The 23335-nt window shown below is 51.1% G+C and carries 22 protein-coding genes, 2 tRNA genes and 2 other RNA genes; 12 read left to right on the forward strand and 14 right to left on the reverse strand.

Features of this window, described 5'->3' with window-relative positions:
- Nucleotides 1–94 precede the first annotated feature (94 nt).
- Nucleotides 95–955: a fructosamine kinase family protein gene (locus ACLGE8_RS02050; RefSeq protein ID WP_410996030.1), complete on the forward strand. Its 861-nt coding sequence runs from the start codon at nucleotides 95–97 to the stop codon at nucleotides 953–955.
- A gap of 29 nt (nucleotides 956–984) precedes the next feature.
- Here the strand turns inward: ACLGE8_RS02050 and tonB are convergent, their stop codons facing one another.
- Nucleotides 985–1698, reverse strand: a complete 714-nt coding sequence (gene tonB / locus ACLGE8_RS02055; protein WP_220440820.1) for a TonB system transport protein TonB — start codon at nucleotides 1696–1698, stop codon at nucleotides 985–987.
- A gap of 220 nt (nucleotides 1699–1918) precedes the next feature.
- On the opposite strand from tonB, the gene ACLGE8_RS02060 reads away from it, so the two are divergent.
- Nucleotides 1919–2215, forward strand: a complete 297-nt coding sequence (locus tag ACLGE8_RS02060; protein WP_064545104.1) for a YciI family protein — start codon at nucleotides 1919–1921, stop codon at nucleotides 2213–2215.
- A gap of 63 nt (nucleotides 2216–2278) precedes the next feature.
- On the opposite strand, the gene ACLGE8_RS02065 is transcribed toward ACLGE8_RS02060, so the two are convergent.
- On the reverse strand, nucleotides 2279–2452 hold the full coding sequence (locus ACLGE8_RS02065; protein ID WP_123652457.1) for a YciY family protein: 174 nt from the start codon (nucleotides 2450–2452) through the stop codon (nucleotides 2279–2281).
- Nucleotides 2453–2595: 143 nt separating this feature from the next.
- On the opposite strand from ACLGE8_RS02065, the gene cls reads away from it, so the two are divergent.
- Nucleotides 2596–4056 (forward strand): cardiolipin synthase, encoded by a 1461-nt coding sequence (cls, locus tag ACLGE8_RS02070; protein ID WP_410996031.1) that lies wholly within the window; start codon nucleotides 2596–2598, stop codon nucleotides 4054–4056.
- A 33-nt stretch (nucleotides 4057–4089) separates the two neighbouring features.
- Nucleotides 4090–4419 (forward strand): HI1450 family dsDNA-mimic protein, encoded by a 330-nt coding sequence (locus tag ACLGE8_RS02075; RefSeq protein WP_185669961.1) that lies wholly within the window; start codon nucleotides 4090–4092, stop codon nucleotides 4417–4419.
- A gap of 40 nt (nucleotides 4420–4459) precedes the next feature.
- On the opposite strand, the gene ACLGE8_RS02080 is transcribed toward ACLGE8_RS02075, so the two are convergent.
- The 8 genes from ACLGE8_RS02080 to ACLGE8_RS02115 form a co-directional block, all read right to left on the reverse strand.
- The gene (locus ACLGE8_RS02080; RefSeq protein WP_410996032.1) at nucleotides 4460–5302 is read right to left on the reverse strand and encodes an ion transporter; all 843 of its coding nucleotides are present in this window, start codon (nucleotides 5300–5302) and stop codon (nucleotides 4460–4462) included.
- 53 nt (nucleotides 5303–5355) lie between these two features.
- Nucleotides 5356–6360 carry a murein tripeptide/oligopeptide ABC transporter ATP-binding protein OppF gene (gene oppF / locus ACLGE8_RS02085; protein ID WP_410996033.1) on the reverse strand — a complete coding sequence of 335 codons (1005 nt, stop codon included), beginning with the start codon at nucleotides 6358–6360 and terminating at the stop codon, nucleotides 5356–5358.
- Complete coding sequence (locus tag ACLGE8_RS02090; protein ID WP_410996034.1) at nucleotides 6357–7352, reverse strand: ABC transporter ATP-binding protein; 996 nt, start codon at nucleotides 7350–7352, stop codon at nucleotides 6357–6359. Before ACLGE8_RS02090 ends, oppF begins: the two co-directional genes overlap by 4 nt.
- Nucleotides 7353–7363: 11 nt before the next feature.
- Entirely contained in the window at nucleotides 7364–8272 is a 909-nt protein-coding gene (gene oppC / locus ACLGE8_RS02095; protein ID WP_410996035.1) for an oligopeptide ABC transporter permease OppC, read from the reverse strand.
- A 14-nt stretch (nucleotides 8273–8286) separates the two neighbouring features.
- Complete coding sequence (gene oppB, locus ACLGE8_RS02100; protein ID WP_333500085.1) at nucleotides 8287–9207, reverse strand: oligopeptide ABC transporter permease OppB; 921 nt, start codon at nucleotides 9205–9207, stop codon at nucleotides 8287–8289.
- Between the two features lie 84 nt (nucleotides 9208–9291).
- A complete protein-coding gene (gene oppA / locus ACLGE8_RS02105) occupies nucleotides 9292–10920 on the reverse strand; it encodes an oligopeptide ABC transporter substrate-binding protein OppA (protein WP_410996037.1) in 1629 nt (542 codons plus the stop codon).
- Nucleotides 10921–10967: 47 nt separating this feature from the next.
- A complete protein-coding gene (locus ACLGE8_RS02110) occupies nucleotides 10968–11090 on the reverse strand; it encodes a hypothetical protein (RefSeq protein ID WP_333500087.1) in 123 nt (40 codons plus the stop codon).
- Between the two features lie 591 nt (nucleotides 11091–11681).
- Entirely contained in the window at nucleotides 11682–12329 is a 648-nt protein-coding gene (locus ACLGE8_RS02115) for a YchE family NAAT transporter (RefSeq protein ID WP_220440816.1), read from the reverse strand.
- 496 nt (nucleotides 12330–12825) lie between these two features.
- On the opposite strand from ACLGE8_RS02115, the gene adhE reads away from it, so the two are divergent.
- A complete protein-coding gene (gene adhE / locus ACLGE8_RS02120; RefSeq protein ID WP_410996040.1) occupies nucleotides 12826–15495 on the forward strand; it encodes a bifunctional acetaldehyde-CoA/alcohol dehydrogenase in 2670 nt (889 codons plus the stop codon).
- A gap of 137 nt (nucleotides 15496–15632) precedes the next feature.
- On the opposite strand, the gene tdk is transcribed toward adhE, so the two are convergent.
- Nucleotides 15633–16262: a thymidine kinase gene (tdk, locus tag ACLGE8_RS02125; protein WP_410996042.1), complete on the reverse strand. Its 630-nt coding sequence runs from the start codon at nucleotides 16260–16262 to the stop codon at nucleotides 15633–15635.
- 910 nt (nucleotides 16263–17172) lie between these two features.
- On the opposite strand from tdk, the gene hns reads away from it, so the two are divergent.
- Complete coding sequence (gene hns / locus ACLGE8_RS02130; protein WP_185669730.1) at nucleotides 17173–17580, forward strand: histone-like nucleoid-structuring protein H-NS; 408 nt, start codon at nucleotides 17173–17175, stop codon at nucleotides 17578–17580.
- 167 nt (nucleotides 17581–17747) lie between these two features.
- On the opposite strand, the gene galU is transcribed toward hns, so the two are convergent.
- The 3 genes from galU to rssA form a co-directional block, all read right to left on the reverse strand.
- Nucleotides 17748–18656 carry a UTP--glucose-1-phosphate uridylyltransferase GalU gene (galU, locus tag ACLGE8_RS02135; protein ID WP_410996044.1) on the reverse strand — a complete coding sequence of 303 codons (909 nt, stop codon included), beginning with the start codon at nucleotides 18654–18656 and terminating at the stop codon, nucleotides 17748–17750.
- Nucleotides 18657–18976: 320 nt separating this feature from the next.
- Entirely contained in the window at nucleotides 18977–19990 is a 1014-nt protein-coding gene (gene rssB, locus ACLGE8_RS02140) for a two-component system response regulator RssB (protein ID WP_185669728.1), read from the reverse strand.
- A 91-nt stretch (nucleotides 19991–20081) separates the two neighbouring features.
- Nucleotides 20082–20993: a patatin-like phospholipase RssA gene (gene rssA / locus ACLGE8_RS02145; protein WP_410996047.1), complete on the reverse strand. Its 912-nt coding sequence runs from the start codon at nucleotides 20991–20993 to the stop codon at nucleotides 20082–20084.
- 111 nt (nucleotides 20994–21104) lie between these two features.
- Here rssA and ACLGE8_RS02150 point away from each other — a divergent pair, with 111 nt between their 5' ends.
- The 6 genes from ACLGE8_RS02150 (at nucleotide 21105) to ACLGE8_RS02175 (ending at nucleotide 23165) form a co-directional block, all read left to right on the forward strand.
- Entirely contained in the window at nucleotides 21105–21563 is a 459-nt protein-coding gene (locus ACLGE8_RS02150; RefSeq protein WP_410996049.1) for a YchJ family protein, read from the forward strand.
- Nucleotides 21564–21608: 45 nt separating this feature from the next.
- Nucleotides 21609–22451: a formyltetrahydrofolate deformylase gene (gene purU, locus ACLGE8_RS02155; RefSeq protein ID WP_185669725.1), complete on the forward strand. Its 843-nt coding sequence runs from the start codon at nucleotides 21609–21611 to the stop codon at nucleotides 22449–22451.
- Nucleotides 22452–22613: 162 nt separating this feature from the next.
- A tRNA-Tyr gene (locus tag ACLGE8_RS02160) sits at nucleotides 22614–22698 on the forward strand.
- A 34-nt stretch (nucleotides 22699–22732) separates the two neighbouring features.
- Nucleotides 22733–22817 (forward strand) — tRNA-Tyr (locus ACLGE8_RS02165).
- A gap of 46 nt (nucleotides 22818–22863) precedes the next feature.
- Nucleotides 22864–22991: non-coding RNA, RtT sRNA (locus tag ACLGE8_RS02170), on the forward strand.
- A gap of 46 nt (nucleotides 22992–23037) precedes the next feature.
- A non-coding RNA gene (locus ACLGE8_RS02175) (RtT sRNA) lies at nucleotides 23038–23165 on the forward strand.
- The last annotated feature ends 170 nt before the right edge of the window (nucleotides 23166–23335 follow it).

A 23335-nucleotide genomic window follows, 5' to 3' on the forward strand; every position in this document is an offset into this window, starting at 1 on the left:
ACTCTTTTTACCCGTTGTGCGGTCTAGCTCGTATTTTTACCCGGTCTTTATGCGCTAACCTTATGATATGGCAGAAAACATGGGGAGAGACATCATGTGGCAAGCGATCAGTAACCTGTTAGGCGAGCAACTTGGAAGTGGCGAAATCGATCAGCGAACTGAACTGCCCGGTGGAGAGATCCATGCCGCATGGCATATGCGCTATGCAGGTCGAGATTTTTTCGTCAAATGCGATGAACGAGAATTACTGCCCATTTTTACTGCGGAGGCCGATCAGCTTGAACTGCTCTCTCGCAGCAAAACCGTGGCCGTCCCTGAAGTTTTCGTTGTCGGCACCGATCGTGACTATAGCTTCCTGGTCATGGAATATCTCCCACCGCGTCCGCTGGATGCGCATAATGCTTTCTTGCTGGGGCAACAGTTGGCCCGCTTGCACGAATGGAGCGATCAACCTCAGTTTGGCCTCGACTTCGACAACGACCTGTCTACCACCCCGCAACCCAATGCCTGGCAACGGCGATGGTCCACCTTTTTCGCCGAACAGCGTATTGGCTGGCAGTTGGAATTAGCAGCAGAGAAAGGAATGGAGTTTGGTGATATTGATGCGATAGTCGACCACGTTCAACAGCGCCTGAGTTCCCACCAACCGCAGCCTTCTTTACTACACGGTGATTTGTGGTCAAACAACTGCGCGCTGGGGCCAAACGGGCCGTATATTTTCGACCCCGCCTGTTATTGGGGAGACCGCGAGTGCGACCTTGCCATGTTACCGCTCCATCCTGACCAACCGCCGCAAATCTACGATGGCTATCAGTCCGTCTCACCGCTGCCGGCCGATTTCCTTGAACGCCAACCGGTGTATCAGCTGTATACCCTCATTAACCGGGCCATTCTGTTTGGTGGGCAGCATCTGGTTATCGCGCAAAAGGCGCTGGATAACGTCCTTGCCGTATAACGACAAAGCCCCCTTTCGGGGGCTTTGCTTTAGTTCATCTGTACGCCCTTCAGGCGGAACTCAATATTCATAATCAGCCCCGTTCCCGGCTTACCGGATTCGTAGCGCCATTTACGCATCGCCGTTTTCACGTCACGTTCAAACATGTTAGATGGCTGAGCGGAGAGAATTTCTACGTTTTCAACGCGGCCATCGGCGGTCACGTCAAACTTCACCCGCACTTTACCTTCAATACGTAATGCCTGCGCACGCGTTGGGTAACCCGGTTGCGGACGATTCAGCGCACGTGGTCCCGTTGGCGTATTCACCGAAGGCGCACTTGCCCCTGGCAGATTGTTAGCAACGGATCGCGCTGGTGGCGCATCGTTGTTCACCGTAGAAAGCGGACGCTGTTCAACAGGCTTAACTTCCGGTTTCGGCTGCTCAACCTTTTTCACCGGCTTCGGTTTAGGTTTCGGCTTAGGCTTCGGTTTATGAATAACGACCGGGGCCTGCGGTACTTCCGGGATCGGTTCCGGCTCTGGCTCGGGTTCAGGCTCGACGACCGGTTGCGGCTGAACCACCGCCTGTGGCGGCTCTAAATCGGCAGGCGCGACCATGGTAATGGTAATCGGCTGAGCGGGTGCGGGCAGTTCAATAACCTGATGTACCGAGGTATAAAGCAGACCAGCGACGACGGCACCGTGAATACCAACAGAGAGTAACGTCGGCCACGGGAAGCGGCGAGGTAAATCAAGGGTCATTGCAGTCATAGTCGTTACAGTTGAAAAATGAGACCCCGATTTTAAATGCAAATGACAATCATATTCAATAAGACATCTTATCTTCGATCAATTTTTTCCCCTTCCTGCCTAAAAAAAACCCGCCAAAACACAACTTTTCACGCTGCTAAAACTTTGCGTTGCAGTCGCTGACGCTTTCCCTTACCGTAATTCGCAAATTATTTAAACAGGAGTTCCGCCCGTGCTTTACGTCATCTATGCCCAGGATATCGCCGACTCTCTTGAAAAACGTCTTTCTGTGCGCCCTGCCCATCTCGCTCGCCTGCAGCTTTTGCACGACGAAGGCCGCCTGCTGACCGCAGGCCCAATGCCTGCCGTTGATAGCAACGATCCGGGTGCCGCTGGTTTCAGCGGTTCGACGGTTATTGCAGAATTTGAATCACTGGAAGCTGCACAGTCATGGGCGCAGGACGACCCGTACGTTGCCGCGGGTGTATATCAGCAGGTTTCAGTAAAACCTTATAAGAAAGTATTCTAATAAAAGCAGGCTGGCACCTGCTTATAAAACTGAGGGCACCCTGACGGTGCCCTTTTTATATCATCAGAGATCGTAGATGGCGAACAGCAGGCAATTGCGCTGCCGACCGACAAGGCACTTTCTGATGGAGTGGATACGCATATTGCGGCGAGACTGAGCTTCCAGCCAACGCGACTTGCGACGGCTCGCCTGTCTCAGCATCCGCCAGCGTCCCACTTCCGGTCTACTACGCTTCATTTCTAACGCTCTTTCAAAAAAAGACGGACCATTATAGCCCCTCGCTTAGTGCTGACCAGCGCTTTCTCATGGTGTTTTTATTTGCCAGATGCCTCCTGATGCGTAAACTCTTAACAACTGGCATTCAAAAGGATTTTCGATATATGACAACCGTCTACACCGTAGTGAGTTGGATGGCAATTTTGGGGTATTGGTTGTTGATAGCCGGGGTAACGCTACGTATTTTAATGAAGCGCCGCGCCGTGCCCTCAGCGATGGCCTGGTTGCTGATTATCTATATCCTGCCGCTGGTTGGGATTATCGCCTACCTCTCATTAGGGGAACTCCATCTCGGCAAACGCCGTGCCGAACGTGCCCGCGCGATGTGGCCGTCGACGGCAAAGTGGCTTAACGATCTCAAAGCCTGCAAACATATTTTTGCCGAAGACAACAGCCAGGTCGCCTCTTCACTGTTCAAACTGTGCGAACGCCGCCAGGGCATTGCTGGCCTTAAGGGCAATCAGCTACAGCTGTTAACAGAATCCGATGATGTGATGCAGGCCATCATCCGCGATATTCAACTCGCACGGCATAATATCGAGATGGTCTTCTATATCTGGCAGCCCGGCGGCATGGCCGATCAGGTGGCCGAGTCGCTGATGGCCGCAGCCCGACGCGGCGTGCACTGCCGCCTGATGCTCGACTCAGCCGGCAGCGTGGCGTTTTTCCGTAGCCCGTGGGCAGCGATGATGCGCAATGCTGGCATTGAGGTGGTGGAAGCCCTCAAAGTTAACCTGATGCGTGTTTTCCTACGCCGTATGGACTTACGCCAGCATCGCAAAATGATCATGATTGATAACTATATTGCCTACACCGGCAGTATGAATATGGTCGACCCGCGCTTCTTTAAACAGGATTCTGGCGTCGGTCAGTGGATTGATCTGATGGCGCGTATGGAAGGCCCTATCGCCACCGGCATGGGAATTGTCTACTCCTGTGACTGGGAGATAGAAACCGGCAAGCGTATTTTGCCCCCAGCCCCAGACCTCAACATAATGCCGTTTGAAGAGGCCAGCGGGCACACCATCCAGACCATCGCCTCAGGCCCGGGTTTCCCGGAAGATTTGATTCATCAGGCATTGCTGACGGCGGCGTACTCTGCTCGTGAGTATCTGATCATGACCACCCCCTACTTCGTCCCGAGCGAAGACCTGCTGCATGCCATCTGCACTGCGGCTCAGCGTGGGGTTGATGTCAGCATTATTCTGCCGCGTAAGAACGATTCTGTGCTGGTAGGTTGGGCAAGCCGTGCCTTCTTTACCGAATTGCTGGCAGCAGGGGTTAAAATTTATCAGTTCGAAGGTGGCCTGCTGCACACTAAAAGCGTGCTAGTCGATGGGGAACTGAGCCTGGTCGGTACCGTCAACCTTGATATGCGCAGCCTGTGGCTCAATTTCGAGATCACGCTGGTGATTGATGATGCCGGATTCGGCGCCGATTTAGCCTCCGTGCAGGACGACTACATTTCCCGATCCCGGTTACTGGATGCGCGGTTATGGGTTAAACGTCCCTTCTGGCACCGCATTGCTGAACGTCTGTTTTACTTCTTCAGTCCGTTGCTGTAAAACGTGCCCAACAGAACTCAACAGGTAGCCATCATGGATATGGATTTAAATAATCGTCTTACCGAAGACGAAACGCTCGAGCAGGCTTACGACATTTTCCTCGAGCTGGCGGTTGATAATCTCGACCCCGCCGATGTCCTTCTGTTTAACCTGCAGTTTGAAGAGCGCGGCGGTGCCGAACTTTTCGATCCAGCGGAAGACTGGCAGGAACACGTTGATTACGACCTGAACCCGGACTTCTTTGCGGAAGTAGTGATCGGCCTGGCGGACACCGACGGCGGCGAACTGAACGATATCTTTGCGCGCGTTCTGCTGTGCCGCGAAAAAGATCACAAGCTCTGCCATATTCTGTGGCGCGAATAAGTTAAATGTTGATCAAAGGGCAGCGTAACGCTGCCCTTTTTTATGCCCCAAGCTCACGGGGAAGCGCCGTCCCACATCCATTGCAGTAACGCGCCTTCGGATCGTGGTCGCGCTGTTTGCAATGCGGACACACACGTTCATGGCGGCGCTTTTGAAATTCGCTGGTCATCTGTGCGGTAATAATCCCGGTTGGGATAGCAATGACAGAGTAGCCGATTAAGATAAGAACCGAGGCCACCATTCTACCTGGTGCGGTATGCGGCGTAATATCGCCATAGCCGACTGTCGTCACCGTTACAATCGCCCAATACACAGAGGTACTCAGCGTGGTAAAGCCGTTAACCGGCCCTTCTATACCATACATCAGCGCACCCGCAACGACCATGACAATACCGATAAAGGCATAGAACAGAATCAGCTGATGCCGCGAATTAACGATAGCGCTCCACAAGCTGTTCAGCGCAGGCATCAGGCGCAGCAGTTTCAGAATACGCAATACGCGGATCACGCGCATCGCTCGCCATGCAAATAGATATTCCACACCGATCTCAGGCCACAGTAAAATAACGTACAGCGGCAGAATCGTCGCGAGATCGATAAATCCCCAGAAGCTAAAAACGTAACGCGCCGGCTTTGGCCAGCAGAAGACCCGCAGAAGATATTCCAGGGTAAACATAAGGGTAAATCCGACTTCCAGCAGCACGAATGCATGCCATTCGTCGAAGGTCAGATGGTAGGTTGTGCCAATCCCTGATTCGATAAAAATAACAATAACGCTTAATAGCGCAAACAGTCCGCACAGCGCTTCAAACCGCCGGCCGGTGCGCGTACGTTGATCGAATAAGAAATGATAAAGACGATGGCGCAAAGCGCTAATAGCCACCACGTTATCTCCTCGTCAAAATAAAAGGGCTGGCAACTTGCCAGCCCTGACGATTATAACGGGTCAACCTTGAGACAGGAAACCGCGTGGCGGAAACTCCCTTCCAGAAGTGGACGCGTTTTCGCACATTCTGGCCCCGCCAGCGGGCAGCGCGTACGGAATACGCAGCCTGACGGCGGGTTAATCGGTGACGGCAGTTCACCTTCCAGCAGTTGGATAGTTTTGTTCTGCTCCAGATCCGGGTCAGGAACCGGCACCGCGGACATTAGCGCTTTGGTATATGGATGAAGTGGATTGTTGTACACCTCATCATAGGTACCGAGCTCCACCGCATGCCCCAGATACATCACCAGTACGCGGTCGGAGATATGCTTCACCACCGCCAGATCGTGGGCGATGAAGATAAGCGACAGTCCCATCTCACGTTGCAGTTGCTGCAGCAGGTTCACCACCTGCGCCTGGATTGATACGTCCAGCGCCGACACCGGTTCATCACAGATGATCAGCTTTGGTTCGAGGATCAGCGCGCGGGCAATACCGATACGCTGGCACTGACCTCCGGAAAACTCATGCGGATAACGGTTGACGAGGTTTGGCAGCAGACCTACCTTCATCATCATGGTTTTCACTTTATCGCGCACTTCCTGACGCGGCATTTTCGGATAGTAGGTTCGCAGCGGCTCGGCGATGATTTCACCAATGGTCATACGCGGGTTCAGCGAAGCCAGCGGATCCTGGAAAATCATCTGAATATCGCTGCGCACGGCGCGCCACTCATCCGGTTTCATCCCCAGCAGATCTTTGCCAAGCCAGGCCACTTTGCCTTCCGTTGCCTTCACCAGCCCGATAATGGCACGCGCGAAAGTTGACTTCCCACAGCCTGACTCGCCTACCACACCCAGGGTTTCACCTTCATACAGACGCAGGGTTACGCCGTCGACTGCTTTCAGCGTTTTTGGCGGCTGCCAGAACCACTGTTTCCCATCTTTGATCTCGAAATGAACCTTTAAGTCCGCGATTTCGAGCAACACTTTTCTTTCGTCAGTCACGGCGCTCATACCAGTTCCCCCACGTTTCTAAAGCAGGCACGTAAACGGCCCGGCGCAAACTCTTCCAGCGGCGGCGCGCTATTGCATGCCTCCATCGCATGTGGACAGCGAGGCTGGAACGGGCAACCGGTCGGCAGACGCAGCAGGTTCGGTGGGTTACCAGGGATTGTCAGCAGCGACTCGCCCTCGGTATCAAGACGGGGAACGGCATTCAGCAGGCCTATGGAGTATGGATGCGCCGGATGATAGAACACATCACGCGCCTTACCGTATTCCATGGTTCGCCCGGCGTACATCACCAGCACCTTATCGCAGATCCCGGCAACAACGCCCAGATCGTGGGTGATCATGATAATCGCCGTATTGAACTCGCGCTTCAGCTCGTTCAACAGGGTCATAATTTGTGCCTGAACGGTCACATCCAGTGCGGTGGTTGGTTCATCGGCAATCAGCAATTTTGGCCGGCACAGCAGCGCCATGGCGATCATCACGCGCTGACGCATGCCGCCGGAGAACTCGTGCGGATACATCTTCATGCGCTTACGCGCTTCCGGCATTTTGACCGCGTCCAGCATTCTAACCGACTCTTCAAACGCTTCGGCCTTACCCATGCCTTTATGGAGCATCAGGACTTCCATTAACTGCTCGCCAACGCGCATATACGGGTTCAGCGAGGTCATTGGGTCCTGGAAAATCATCGAAATCTGCTCGGCGCGCAGCTTGTTCAGCTGATGCTCGGGCAGGTTAAGGATCTCATTGCCGTTAAACAGCGCCGAACCACCAATGCGCCCGTTGCTGGCCAGCAACCCCATCAGCGCAAATGCGGTCTGCGATTTACCGGAACCGGACTCGCCAACGATGCCCAGCGTTTCACCCGCACGCAGGCTGAAGTTGAGGTCGTTCACGGCGGTCACGTCGCCGTCCGGGGTTTTAAAGGTGACGCGCAGGTCTTTAACGCTAAGCAACCGCTCAGATGCCGTTGCCGTTTCAATTGTGCTCATGGCAACTCTCCTTAACGGTCTTTCGGGTCGAGGGCATCACGCAGGCCATCGCCGATAAAGTTAAAACAGAACAGGGTCACAACCAGGAATCCAGCCGGGAACAGCAAAAGCCACGGCGACACTTCCATTGAGTTTGCCCCATCGCTTAACAATGCGCCCCAGCTACTCAGCGGTTCCTGGGTACCCAGGCCGAGGAAGCTCAGGAAGGATTCAAACAGGATCATGCTCGGTACCAGCAGCGAGGCGTAAACCACTACCACGCCCAGCACGTTCGGCACGATATGGCGAACCACAATGTTGACGGTCGATACACCACCTACCTGTGCCGCTTCAATGAACTCTTTGCGCTTCAGACTGAGGGTCTGACCACGCACGATACGCGCCATATCCAGCCATGACACCATCCCGATAGCCACGAAGATCAGCAGGATGTTTTGCCCAAAGAAGGTCACCAGCAGAATAACGAAAAACATGAACGGGAAGGAGTTGAGGATTTCCAGCAGACGCATCATCACCGAGTCGACTCTACCGCCCAGATAACCGGACAGAGAGCCATACAATGTGCCCACAATCACGGCCACCAGCGCAGCAGCGATCCCGACCATCAGGGAGATTCGCCCACCGATAGCCACGCGCACCAGCAGGTCACGCCCGGAGGAATCGGTGCCGAAGTAGTGCCCGGAGGCCATATCTGGCGCATTGGACATCATGCCCCAATCGGTGTCGAAGTAGGAGAACTGCGACAACATGGGTGCCAGCGTCACGAACAGTGCAATTACAACGAGCACAACCAGGCTGGCAACCGCCGCGCGGTTGTGCATGAAGCGCCGACGCGCATCCTGCCAGAGGCTACGCCCTTCAACTTCCAGCTTCTCACTGAAGTTTTCCAGCGCCTCGCTGTTTTTTTTACTTAACATCATGGCGAACTCCAGCCTTAGTAACGGATTTTCGGGTCAATCACGGCGTAGAGCACGTCTACCACCGCGTTAAACAGGATCGTCAGTGCACCAACCAGAATGGTCAGGCTCAACACCAGGGAGTAATCGCGGTTAAGCGCCCCGTTAACGAACAGCTGTCCAATCCCTGGTAAACCGTAGATTGTCTCGATAACCATCGAACCGGTAATAATACCGACGAAGGCTGGCCCCATATAAGAAAGCACCGGCAACAGCGCAGGTTTTAACGCGTGACGGAAAATAATCCGCCGCATCGGTAACCCTTTCGCCCGTGCGGTACGGATGAAGTTGGAGTGTAAAACCTCAATCATCGAGCCGCGGGTGATACGCGCAATGCTGGCAATATAGGCCAGAGAGAGCGCCACCATTGGCAGGATCATGAATTGAATCGCCCCGCCGTTCCAGCCACCGCCGGGCAGCCAATGCAGCGTGATCGCGAATATCATCACTAGCAGCGGTGCGACAACAAAGCTCGGTATGACCACCCCGGTCATTGCCACCCCCATTACCGCGTAATCCCATTTGGTGTTTTGATTCAGCGCAGCCAGCACTCCCGCCGACACACCGAGAATGACAGCCAGCAGAAACGCCGCGGCGCCAAGCTTGGCCGATACCGGCAGGCTGCTCGCCACCAGGTCGTTCACCGTATAATCTTTGTATTTAAACGATGGCCCAAAATCGCCATGAGCGAGCTGTTTCAGATAGTTAAAATACTGAGTGGTAATAGGATCGTTCAGATGATATTTCGCTTCGATATTTGCCATCACTTCTGGCGGCAACGTACGCTCACCCGTAAAAGGGCTTCCCGGCGCAAGGCGCATCATAAAGAACGAAATAGTGATAAGAATAAATAGCGTCGGAATCGCTTCCAGACAACGACGGAGAATAAATTTCAACATTGCCCATACCTTTTGGCTGTGCCTGTAATAATGCAGTAACGCGAGACACCGTGGGTCAAGCAAGGCCTGACCCACGTATTGCCATTAGTGCTTAATAATATACATGTTTCTTGTATAGGTGTTGTCCAGCGGATCTTTGCCGGTATAACCACCGACCCACGGTTTCACCAGGCGGGCGTTTACATAGTAATAAACCGGTACAATCGCGCTGTCTTTATCGAGTTGCTGCTCTGCTTTGCTATACAGCGCGGTACGCTGCGCTTCATCGGTCGCTTTCAGCGTTTCAGCCATGATGCTATCGAATGCCGGGCTCTTATAGTGCGCGGTATTCATTGAACTGTTAGACAACATGGTATTCAGGAAAGAGGTCGGTTCGTTATAGTCCGCACACCAGCCTGCACGTGCGATATCGAACGTCCCCTGGTGACGGGAATCCAGGAAGGTTTTCCACTCCTGGTTAACCAATTTCACATCCACGCCAATGTTCTTTTTCCACAATGACGCGGCAGCAATCGCCAGCTTCTTGTGCAGATCTGACGTGTTGTACAGAAGATTAATGGTCAGCGGTTTATCCGCAGTGTAGCCCGCTTCGGCCAGCAATTTCTTCGCTTCTTCGTTACGTTTAGCCTGCGTCCAACCAAACCATTCTGGTGGCGTCAGTTTTGCGCCATCGGTATAAGGCGGCGTGTAGCCATAAGCTGGCATATCGCCCTGCGCTTTAACCTTATTAACAATAATATCGCGATCGATACCCAGCTTCAGTGCGGTACGAACGCGCGCATCGGTAAACGGTGCTTTCTGGTTGTTAATTTCGTAATAATAGGTACAGAGATACGGGTCGACATGAACTTCGCTCGGGATCTCTTTTTTCAGCTTCTGGAATAGTTCAATCGGCATATTGTTATAGGTCATGTCGATTTCGCCACTACGGTAGCGGTTTACATCAGTCACTTCAGAAGAGATTGGCAGGAAGGTAACCTGATCGATAACCGTTTTGGCGTTATTCCAATAGGTTGGGCTGCGTTCAAGGACGATACGCTCGTTCACCACCCAATCTTTTAATTTATAGGCGCCGTTGGTGACGATATTCGCTGGTTGAGTCCATTTTTCGCCATATTTTTCGATTGCCGCTTTTGGTACCGGCGAAGTCGACGGGTGCACCAGCAGTTTGAAGAAATAAGGAACCGGCTCACTTAAGGTCACTTCTAAGGTGTGGTCGTCAACGGCTTTTACGCCGAGATCGGTAATTGGTTTTTTACCTTCGAGGATCTCATCAATACCGGCGACATGGCCATACTGCAGGTAGCTTGCATAGGGAGATGCGGTTTTCGGATCAACCGAACGCTGCCAGCTGTATACGAAATCTTGTGCGGTGACTGGGGTACCATCTGACCATTTGGCATCTTTACGCAGATGGAAGGTCCAGACTTTAAAATCTTTATTATCCCAGGACTCTGCAACACCCGGTGCCGGATGGCCGTCCAGGTCGCTAACGAGTAATCCTTCGAACAGATCGCGGCTAATATTGGATTCTGGAACGCCTTCGATCTTATGTGGATCAAGCGACTGCACTTCGGAGCCGTTATTACGCACCAGCGTTTGCTTTTCTGCCAACTGTACGCCTGCAGGAACATCTGCAGCCATAACATTTCCCGCGATCAGTGCGGATAGAATGCCTGCCGCAACCAGGCTTTTTTTTGTGATGATGGACATTGTGTTGATACTCCGTTCATTATTATTACTGACTCACGCCAGCCTGTTTAGTCCCCTTTCGGGTTCCCGTACAGCGCAGGAGATTTTTGCGTCTGCCGGGTCGTTTTACTGCTGCTATCACCGACTTTTTTATTACGGTTGCTCTTATTGGCAACCTGACGTCGATTCATTAAAAGCTTCCCCCCTGTCGGGAAACCTTTCTTATCCGTTAATAACCGCTTACAACCAGAAACAGTTATCGTTTACAAAATTTTATCTTGCGAATAACTCAGGCCGGAAAGTACCAAATGCCTATCACTGCCGCCAATATAATTTGCAAATTTGTTAAGCAATTCTCTTTTGCTCAACATACTGCGCGTTATCCGCTAGCGTAGCCGCAAAATCAACCTATCTGAAATCAATATTTTTCAATTAGATAGATAAAAACTAATGCCCTGCGCAAGTGCGCTCTGCAAAGGTGTGCGTTTTTTGTACGAAAATTTAACAGTTGCTTATTTTTTAGCACATAACTCTGCATTGAAACTGAAATTACTAATATCATTTCAATTATCTAACAGCAAGCGCCAGAGTATGGTGTGAGAGAAATAACATGTGAGTTGCTGAGAAAGCAGACAGGGCGTGAGAGTATCCGATTGATTAAAATCAATTTTTTAAAGCATTCAAATTAATTATATATGGCTTGCAACAAAAGTTTAAGAATATGTTTTTCCGATAGTCACGGCGGTAATCGCGACTACAACGCCACTACCGCCGCAGCATAATTAACCGACCAGACCGGGAAAGATAGATTTGATGCCGGTCACAATAAACTCAATGCCCAGCGCCATCAACAGTAGCCCCATAATACGCGTCACCACGTTGATCCCCGTCTGCCCCAGCATACGAACTAACCACGGCGAGATACGGAAAATCCCCCAACAGCAGTAAGCAAACAGCGCGATGGACAGCGAAAAGCCGAGTAAATAAGGAAGAGAGTGGAAGCGCGTGCCCCACACGATGGTCGAACTTATCGCCCCCGGCCCGGCCATCAACGGCAGAGCCAGCGGTACCACGCCAAGGCTTTCGCGCACCGAGGTTTCCGATTTCTCCTGCTTATTCTGTTTGTCCTCTCCTAGCTTGCCGCTGATCATCGACATAGCGATGCTCACTACCAGAATCCCACCGGCGATACGGAAGGAATCAATGGAGATCCCGAACAGCTGCAGAATAAGGTCGCCAAGGAATAAAGACGTCAGCAGGATGATGGCGACGGAAAGGCTCGCCGTCAGATTGGTTTTATTTCGCACCATCGCCGTCTGATTGCTCGTCAGACTGATGAAAACAGGAATCAGCCCAACCGGATTGACCAGCGCAAACAGGCCGATAAAGAACTTAAAGAAGATAGGAAAATCAAACAGCGTTTGAATCACGTTAACCCCAGAGCATCATTAAAAGTTAGTAGTTGACGAACGGCAAACCATAATTTGCGCTGACAATACCCTGTTTAGGCCTTAGGTTCATCTGAATTATCCATAAAACCGGGTACAAAACAGAGTGTTACCGAGTTGTATAAAATATGCTAATGTTAAGCCCACAACTACTCACGATTGATTAACGGCATTTATAATTTGCTAAAAGCGCCCTGCTGAAAGGTGTCAGCTTGGCTTAAACTTGATTTAGATCATGCAAATCGTACTCAGAAGTGGGTAATCTGCTTACACCGAAAGGGAAACGCCTTAATAAAAACAGCGTATCCTGGCCGGTGAGCTCCTTGGCTAAATCGAAGCTCTTTTAGTAAATCAGTGAATCAGTTCGTGGATAACACCTTGTTTCCTTAACTTTTTCGCCAGCTGCAGGCGATTTGTCTATACTGACTTGTCGAGCAGATGATTCACTAAAAAAGTTTAACATTATCAGGAGAGCATTATGGCTGTTACTAATGTCGCTGAACTTAACGCACTCGTAGAGCGCGTAAAAAAAGCCCAGCGTGAATATGCCAGTTTCACTCAAGAGCAAGTTGACAAAATCTTCCGCGCCGCCGCTCTGGCCGCTGCAGATGCTCGAATCCCTCTCGCAAAAATGGCCGTTGCCGAATCCGGCATGGGTATTGTTGAAGACAAAGTGATCAAAAACCACTTCGCTTCTGAGTATATCTACAACGCCTATAAAGATGAAAAAACCTGTGGTGTTCTGTCTGAAGACGACACTTTCGGTACCATCACCATTGCTGAACCAATCGGCATCATCTGCGGTATCGTACCGACCACTAACCCAACTTCTACCGCTATCTTCAAATCGCTGATCAGCCTGAAGACGCGTAACGCCATCATCTTCTCTCCGCACCCACGTGCTAAAGATGCAACCAACAAAGCAGCAGATATCGTTCTGCAGGCTGCAATCGCTGCTGGCGCACCGAAAGACCTGATCGGCTGGATTGACCAACCGTCTGTAGAACTGTCTAACGCACTGATGCACCACCCGGATATCAACCTGATCCTCGCGACCGGTGGTCCAGGCATGGTTAAAGCGGCATACAGCTCCGGTAAACCAGCTATCGGCGTAGGTGCAGGTAACACTCCTGTTGTTATCGACGAAACCGCTGATATCAAACGTGCTGTGGCATCTGTTCTGATGTCTAAAACCTTCGATAACGGCGTAATCTGTGCTTCTGAACAGTCCGTTGTTGTTGTTGACTCCGTTTACGATGCCGTTCGCGAACGTTTCGCAAGCCACGGCGGCTACATGCTGCAGGGCAAAGAGCTGAAAGCCGTTCAGGACATCATCCTGAAAAATGGCGCGCTGAACGCCGCTATCGTTGGTCAGCCAGCATACAAAATTGCTGAACTGGCGGGCTTCACCGTACCGACAACCACTAAGATCCTGATTGGTGAAGTGAAAGTTGTTGATGAGAGTGAGCCGTTTGCACACGAAAAACTGTCTCCAACTCTGGCGATGTATCGTGCAAAAGACTTCAACGATGCTGTTGAGAAAGCTGAAAAACTGGTTGCGATGGGCGGTATCGGTCATACCTCTTGCCTGTACACCGACCAGGACAACCAGCCAGAACGCGTTGCCCACTTCGGTCAGATGATGAAAACCGCGCGTATCCTGATCAACACCCCTGCTTCCCAGGGTGGTATCGGTGACCTCTACAACTTCAAACTCGCACCTTCCCTGACTCTGGGTTGTGGTTCATGGGGTGGTAACTCCATCTCGGAAAACGTTGGTCCTAAGCACCTGATCAACAAGAAAACCGTTGCTAAGCGAGCTGAAAACATGTTGTGGCACAAACTTCCGAAATCTATCTACTTCCGTCGTGGCTCACTGCCAATCGCGTTAGATGAGCTGATTACCGATGGCCACAAACGCGCGCTGATCGTGACCGACCGCTTCTTGTTCAACAACGGCTACGCAGACCAGATCACTTCTGTACTGAAAGCAGCTGGCGTTGAAACTGACGTGTTCTTCGAAGTTGAAGCTGACCCGACTCTGACCATCGTACGTAAAGGTGCAGAGCTGGCGAACTCCTTCAAACCAGACGTGATCATCGCGCTGGGCGGCGGTTCCCCGATGGACGCAGCAAAAATCATGTGGGTCATGTACGAACACCCAGAAACTCACTTCGAAGAACTGGCGCTGCGCTTTATGGACATCCGTAAACGTATCTACAAGTTCCCGAAAATGGGCGTGAAAGCGAAAATGGTTGCTATCACCACCACTTCCGGTACCGGTTCTGAAGTGACGCCGTTTGCGGTAGTAACCGACGACGCAACTGGCCAGAAATACCCACTGGCTGACTACGCGCTGACTCCAGACATGGCGATTGTTGATGCCAACCTGGTTATGGATATGCCGAAGTCCCTGTGTGCTTTCGGTGGTCTGGATGCGGTGACTCACGCCCTGGAAGCTTACGTTTCCGTGCTGGCTTCCGAGTTCTCCGACGGTCAGGCTCTGCAGGCTCTGAAACTGCTGAAAGAAAACCTGCCAGCGTCCTACCACGAAGGTTCTAAGAACCCGGTAGCACGTGAGCGCGTTCACAGTGCAGCCACCATTGCAGGTATCGCGTTTGCGAACGCCTTCCTGGGTGTATGTCACTCCATGGCGCACAAACTGGGCTCTCAGTTCCACATTCCTCACGGTCTGGCGAACGCCCTGCTGATCAGCAACGTTATTCGTTATAACGCGAACGACAACCCAACTAAACAGACTGCATTCAGCCAGTACGACCGTCCGCAAGCACGTCGTCGCTACGCTGAAATCGCTGACCATCTGGGTCTGTCTGCGCCGGGCGACCGTACCGCAGCGAAAATCGAAAAACTGCTGGGCTGGCTGGAAGAGATCAAAGCTGAACTGGGTATTCCTAAGTCTATCCGCGAAGCTGGTGTACAGGAAGCTGACTTCCTGGCACACGTTGACAAACTGTCTGAAGATGCGTTTGATGACCAGTGCACCGGTGCTAACCCGCGTTACCCACTGATTTCTGAACTGAAACAGATCCTGATGGATACTTACTACGGCCGTAACTTCGTAGAAGGCACTGTAGAAGAGAAGAAAGAAGCTGCTCCAGCTAAAGCAGAGAAAAAAGCGAAGAAATAATCCGCTAATTTCTGGCTGAAAAGCAAAATGAACAAGCCCCATCATTGATGGGGCTATTTTATGTCTGATAAACGGTAAAAACGAAAGATGCGCTCACTGCCCGTCGCTAGAACGGCAGGAAACGCATCAGGAAGGGATTAACAGGAACGGCGGGTAAGACGGTGTTGATCCTGGATAACGGCCAGTGAGCCCTCTTCCAGCGCTTCTTTGTAATGCTTACGGCAAACGGAGACATAGCGCTCGTTACCGCCAATCACCACCTGCTCACCTTCGTTGTAGGGACGCCCTTCTTGATCGAGGCGCAGCACCATGCTGGCCTTACGCCCGCAGAAGCAAATCGTTTTTAATTCGACCAGCTTATCAGAGAGCGCCAGCAGGTACTGACTGCCGCTAAACAGCTCACCACGGAAATCGGTTCTTAGGCCATAGCACAATACTGGAATATCCAGATTATCCACCACGTCAGAGAGCGCGTAGACCTGCTCACGCGTCAGGAACTGGCACTCATCCACCAGCACGCAATTAACCGCCTCACGAGCGTTCTCAGCGTGAATTTCATCAAACAACTTGCTGTTCTGATTAAACAGCTTTGCAGGTGATGAGAGGCCGATACGCGAGCTAACCTTACCCGCACCAAAGCGATCGTCTATTTCAGCGGTATAAACGATGGTGCGCATCCCCCGCTCCTGGTAATTGTACGACGACTGTAAAAGTGCCGTCGATTTGCCCGCATTCATTGCTGAGTAGTAGAAATAAAGTTGTGCCATTGGCTGAGGAGTCCTAATCGATGCGTTTTTTAAACGGAGCGCAGTGTACCATATTAACCCCCAGGCTTCCTGTGTCATCCAGACGTTATGTATACCTCAACATAGAGAGAAACACAGCGTACTGGCATACGCGATGCTGACTGGAAATATTAGACAATACCCCAACGCCCTCTTGCATAATGTCTCGACACACACCCGTAACATCATCATTCAATTGAACTATTTAATCGTTTGCCTCACTGCACGCGCGTAGGGGTAATGATCACAGGGTAAAAAAATAGCTAGCTAGATTAATAGTTGAAAAGATTAATGAGTTCAGCAGAGAAAATGTGATCCACCACAATTTGTGTAGCGGAGTCCTTACCATTGTTATCTGCAAATTAAACGTAATCTCTCGAAAATAACATCGTCATAACTATGGACATAACCCCGTAGTCCTGTATGCCGTCAAGCACAATAGCCATTCTCGGCCATTGAACTTACTTACCGTGCGTATACAATTTATCGCCGCATGCTATCAATCAAATAGATGAAAGATGGTTAAGAAACAGAGCAACAGAAAGCCTGGAGGGCACAAAGCAGTAAGGGTCCATCTCTTTTATCTACGATAAAACCCTGTTCAGCAAAGGATGCACTCTGACTAATACATAAGGTTGATATTTATCCATACGGAGTATATTTATGCGGGTAAACCGTCCCACACCCCGCGTGTAATCACGTGTTGCCCTTCAACAATAAGCGCAGCGCGGCAGTGGATGTTCGTCAGCAATTTAACTTATACATATTAAATATCGCACCAAATAACAGGTTATTTTGAATTCCTTACATTCTTCCCTATTGCACAACTGATTTTATCGCTCTATTATTACCTCAACAAACCACCCCACAATATAAGTTTGAGAATACTACAATGAGCGAAGCACTTAAAATTTTGAACAACATCCGTACTCTTCGTGCGCAGGCAAGAGAATGCACCCTTGAAACGCTTGAAGAAATGCTGGAAAAATTAGAAGTTGTTGTTAACGAACGTCGTGAAGAAGAAAATGCGGCAGCTGCTGAAGTTGAAGAGCGCACTCGTAAACTGCAACAATATCGCGAAATGCTGATTGCTGACGGTATTGACCCGAACGAACTGCTGAATAGCATGGCTGCTGCTAAAGTTGGCACTAAAGCTAAACGTGCTGCTCGTCCGGCTAAATATAGCTACGTAGACGAAAACGGCGAAACTAAAACCTGGACTGGCCAGGGCCGTACTCCAGCAGTTATCAAAAAAGCAATGGAAGAACAGGGTAAATCCCTGGACGATTTCCTGATCTAAGGTTAATCCATCCTGCTTCGTAAAAATCCCGCTTCGGCGGGATTTTTTATATCTGAAAAACACCGTCGATGATAACAAGCAGGTACAATGACGCTCGTTTTTTATCCATTTGTGTTATTTAGATATAAAAAAGCCGGGTTTCCCCGGCTTTAGCAACATTCGTTAAATTACTTTGCAACGCCCAGCGTGTCTTGCAGCCAGGCTTTGAAATCTTCGCCCAGCGTATTGTGGCGAATACCGTATTCAACAAACGCCTGCATATAACCGAGTTTATTCCCGCAATCGTGGCTTTTGCCTTTCATGTGATACGCTTCAACCGTTTCTTTTTCGATCAGCATATCAATAGCATCGGTTAACTGAATTTCGTCACCGGCACCAGGAGGGGTTTTTGCCAGCAGCGGCCAGATTTCAGCGCTCAGGACATAACGACCTACAACGGCCAGGTTAGACGGCGCAACGTCAGCTTTTGGTTTCTCAACCACGCCAACCATCGGAACACTATCGCCTGGGTTCAGAGCGGCACCTTTACAGTCAACCACGCCGTACGCCGTCACGTCTGCTACCGGCTCAACCATGATCTGACTTGCGCCAGTTTCATCGAAACGCTCAATCATGTCAGCAAGGTTGTCACGGCTCAGATCGGATTCATATTCATCCAGAATCACGTCTGGCAGAATAACCGCAACGGGTTCATCACCCACGACCGGGTGAGCACACAGCACCGCATGGCCCAGGCCTTTCGCCAGCCCCTGACGCACCTGCATGATGGTCACGTGTGGTGGACAGATAGACTGCACCTCTTCCAGAAGCTGACGTTTTACGCGCTTCTCCAGCATGGCTTCAAGCTCGAAGCTGGTGTCAAAGTGGTTTTCAATGGAATTCTTGGAAGAATGGGTAACCAGTACAATTTCAGTGATACCAGCTGCAATACACTCGTTCACAACATACTGAATTAAAGGCTTATCCACCAACGGCAGCATTTCTTTAGGAATTGCTTTCGTTGCTGGCAGCATCCTTGTACCTAATCCCGCCACCGGGATTACAGCCTTTCTTACTTTCGAATTTAGGGCAGCCATTCAAATCTCCTGAACTGTTCAAACTTTGAACTTGCTCGTTAATTAATAACGCAATAAGTATATCATCACAGCCACATGAGGCTGCTCCGAAAAGGATGCGTTAACCTCGAATTAAGATTAATACTCGAAGAAGTCGAGCTGTAGGAGGGAACGCCGCTCATAAACTCAGGTTACAGATTGAAACACTGTCACAAAAGTAATGAACCTGACCAACGCACCAGCACGCTGAAACATGACGAGTATATCCACATCAATTTGCCAGATAGTATCACTACGGCAGATAAGCTGTTAAAGCTATCCCTGTAAAAAAATGCGTTTGCTCATTCCGCAGACAACATTAAGCGTAAACGACCGCCATTACCCCAAATCTGACACTGCCATGAAGTGCAGCGTTGACTTATTTGATTGAGATAGGCCGTTCCTAACGTCCCCAAAGGAACGCCATTGCTTATTTGTATTTGATGTTCACCGGTATTTAAGGTTCCATTCAATCCGGCCGACACGAGGATAAGATTTTTTAATCCGCTATGATAATAGCCAACCAATAGCGGGAACTGACCTGGAAGATTTGCCTGGCGAAGAAGTTGGTTGACCTGTTTTAACAAACTGCCCAATTCCGGCAGTCGTTGCCCCTGGTGGGAAAGCTGCTCCTGAAGCAGGCCATTAAAAAGCACGCGAAGTAATAACGCCGCTAGCACGCCATTATCCCCTGCCCGGGTGACATCCAGGCAATAAAAAGCCAAGTCGTGTTCGGATAGCGGCGCAATATCGAGCACCAACCCCGGTGCGTCCACCGCCATTAATTGGCGATAATTTATACGACAGCGTGAAATAACCTGCTGTACCGGCGGCTGCAACTCCTGTAAGAGCTTAGCCGCGGCAGCAGGATTGTTAACCAACGCGTCCCAGTCTTCAAATAACCGCTCTTCTTCTTCCACCCGGGAATTAAACATATTGGGATAAAGACAGGCCAGCACCGTCTCACGCAGCCGGTTAAGGTCTTTCACCGGTTTTAATAAGACGTCCTGTACGCCAAGGCGTAGCGCTTTGGCAATATCGGCCATATTTTCAGTGGCGGAAATAATCAGGATAGGGATCTGCTCGCCGGCGTTACGTACGTGCTCCACCAGCTGCAGCCCATTCATGCGGGGCATTGCGAGATCGCAGATCATCAGGTCAGGTTTTTGCAGCGCCATCTGCGCCAGAGCGTCAACGCCGTCCTGCGCCACCAGCGTTTTCGCGCCCAGTGACGAAAGCCATGAGTCCATAAGTGAGCGGAAAACGGGTTCGTCTTCGACTATCAAAATCTGTTTTCCCGCCAACGGCTGCGTCATGATGTCTCCCCTGCCCGACGATAATTAAATAGTGGCATGCTATTGTGATAATCGCCTGTCAGAATATGCTGAAGTAGTCGAAAAAAATGCCTTAAGTCGAACTCTGTACCAAAGGCAAAAGCTCATCTGTCTTTTTTTCAACCGCCTGTTGACCCGCGGCTATTGCAGATGAGGCTCGATGAAAATCCAGTGTCGAGATCTGGGGGCAAAACGGCTGTAATAAAATATCCGGCGGGTCACCCGCCATGCGGTTTCGCTTAAGCCTGTTTTCCAGCACCTGGATTGAGGTCGTCATGATTTCCATCGCCGTCGGCGCTACCACCGAACGACGTGCTGCGGCGCGGCCGAGCCGGGCACGAAGACGCTCATGCCATGATAGCTCATCTGCTGATTCATTCATCTCTTCATCGGGCTGAATATGGACGGACAGGAGATCCTGCTGCATAAGATGTGCGTCATGTTGCAAATCGACCGCTATCACAATATCGGCACCCAGAGCACGAGTCAGCGAAACGGGAACCGGGTTAACCACCGCGCCGTCAACTAGCCAGTAGCCATTATGTAGCACTGGCGCCATCAACCCTGGGATACTGCAGGATGCGCGCACCGCCATATGCAGGTCGCCTTCGGTAAACCACAGCTCACGTCCGGTACTCAGATTAGTCGCTACGGCCGCAAAACGCCTCTCGCACTGTTCATTCACTTCGTTAGGCATAATCTGCCGATACTGATTAAACACCCGCTCGCCGCGCAAAAGCCCGCCGCGCCGCCAGGAGAGATCCATCAGGCGCAATACGTCCCAGTAGCTGAATGAACAGACCCACTCCTCCAGTTGAGGAAGCCGGTTGCTGGCATATGCCGCCCCGACTAGTGAACCGATGGAACACCCCGCGACAATATCAATCTCGATGCCCATCTTCTGTAGCGCTTTAATGACCCCAATATGTGACCAGCCTCGCGCAGCTCCTGAGCCTAATGCCAGGCCAATTTTAATTTTTCTCATTGCGACCGATGAACATCCTCTTACTGATAGCGTGGCATCATTGCCAGCGCTCGGTTAACATAGTGCTATCGGGCGTTAAAACGCCGTTAATTATCGATTCAGGAGTTGTCTTTGTCTGAACTGTGCCCTTGTGGCAGCGCTCTCGAGTATAGCTTATGTTGCCAGCGTTATCTGTCCGGTAACGAATGTGCCGCCGAGCCGTCACTGCTGATGCGCTCACGCTACACCGCCTTTGTTAAGCGGGATGCCGATTACCTGGTGAAAACCTGGCACCCTTCCTGTCAGGCTGTAACCTTTCGTGACGATATCCAGAACGGATTTGGTCAGACCGAATGGCTGGGGCTAACCGTCTTCGCGACTGAACCAGGCCGTTCACCTGATGAAGGCTTTGTCAGCTTCGTGGCCCGTTTTAGAGAAAATAACAAGAATGGCGCCATCATTGAGCGTTCACGATTCTTAAATGAAAACGGCCGGTGGTACTATATTGATGGCACCCGTCCATTAATTGGCAGAAATGACCCCTGCCCCTGTGGCTCAGGGAAAAAATTTAAAAAATGCTGCGGGCAATAAGCCCGGAACAGCTTCGCAAACATCATCAACAGGATTTACCCGGCAATGCATTCCATTCAACGTAAAGTTCTTCGCACCATCTGTCCTGACCAAAAAGGGCTTATCGCGCGCATCACCAATATCTGCTACAAGCACGAGCTCAATATCGTGCAGAACAACGAGTTCGTCGATCACCGCACCGGCCGGTTCTTTATGCGTACCGAGCTGGAAGGGATCTTCAATGATTCCACCCTGCTAGCAGACTTAGACAGCGCGCTGCCGGAAGGCTCCGTTCGCGAATTAAATCCAGCCGGTCGCCGTCGTATCGTGATTCTGGTGACCAAAGAGGCTCACTGCCTTGGCGACCTGCTGATGAAGGCCAACTATGGCGGCCTGGACGTCGATATTGCCGCCGTTATTGGCAATCACGACACGCTGCGTTCTCTGGTTGAGCGTTTCGGTATTCCATTCGAGCTGGTCAGCCATGAAGGGCTGGCGCGTGAAGAGCACGACAAGCTGATGGCCGATGCCATTGAAGCGCACCAGCCGGACTACGTAGTGCTGGCGAAATATATGCGCGTGTTGACCCCTGAATTCGTTTCTCGCTTCCCGAACAAGATTATCAATATCCACCACTCGTTCCTGCCGGCGTTTATCGGCGCGCGTCCGTACCATCAGGCCTACGAGCGCGGCGTGAAGATTGTTGGCGCTACGGCGCACTACGTGAACGATAATCTGGACGAAGGCCCGATCATTATGCAGGACGTGATTCACGTCGATCACACCTACACGGCAGAAGATATGATGCGTGCTGGCCGCGACGTGGAGAAAAACGTTCTCAGCCGTGCGCTGTACCAGGTATTAGCGCAGCGCGTCTTCGTTTACGGTAACCGAACGATTATTCTTTAATCGCTAGTGAAATGAATTGATTAGCTTTAATCCGTTACGGACAAAAAGCACGCAAACAGTTCACTTTCGGTAAACGAATGCTTTACAGCGGCGCGTCATTTGATATGATGCGCCCCGCTTCCCCAGAAGGAAGCAGGCCAGTAAAACCAAGCTTTACCCCGTGGTGGGGTTCCCGAGCGGCCAAAGGGAGCAGACTGTAAATCTGCCGTCATCGACTTCGAAGGTTCGAATCCTTCCCCCACCACCATCTCCAAGCTTTACCTACAATTTGAATTGCCCCTGGTGGGGTTCCCGAGCGGCCAAAGGGAGCAGACTGTAAATCTGCCGTCATCGACTTCGAAGGTTCGAATCCTTCCCCCACCACCATCACTTCCTGAAAGCACTCGATTAAATTAAAGCGCTAAAAACCTATATTCTGCCCAAACAGGGAAGGATGAGAAACTTCGACAAAGGTTCGATTCGAGCGCCAGCGAGAAAGCGTTGCCGCAGGCAACGACCCGAAGGGCGAGGCGCAGCCGAGTAATCCTTCCCCCACCACCATCACTTCCTGAAAGCACTCGATTAAATTAAAGCGCTAAAAACCTATATTCTGCCCAAACAGGGAAGGATGAGAAGCTTCGACAAAGGTTCGATTCGAGCGCCAGCGAGAAAGCGTTGCCGCAGGCAATGACCCGAAGGGCGAGGCGCAGCCGAGTAATCCTTCTCCCACCACCATCTTCTCCCGGTAGTAACTCCTCTAATTAAATATCCAAATCTGCCTTAATTATCTCTTTTGGTTTTCTCATTCTATTTTGCCTCTCTGCCATATATGTCCCGGCGGCGCTGCGCTTGGCCGGGCTACATGAACATTAACGCATTTGTAGCCCGGCCAAGCGCAGCGCCGC

Source organism: Kluyvera sp. 142486 (assembly GCF_046569695.1).
Classification (GTDB): Bacteria; Pseudomonadota; Gammaproteobacteria; order Enterobacterales; family Enterobacteriaceae; genus Kluyvera.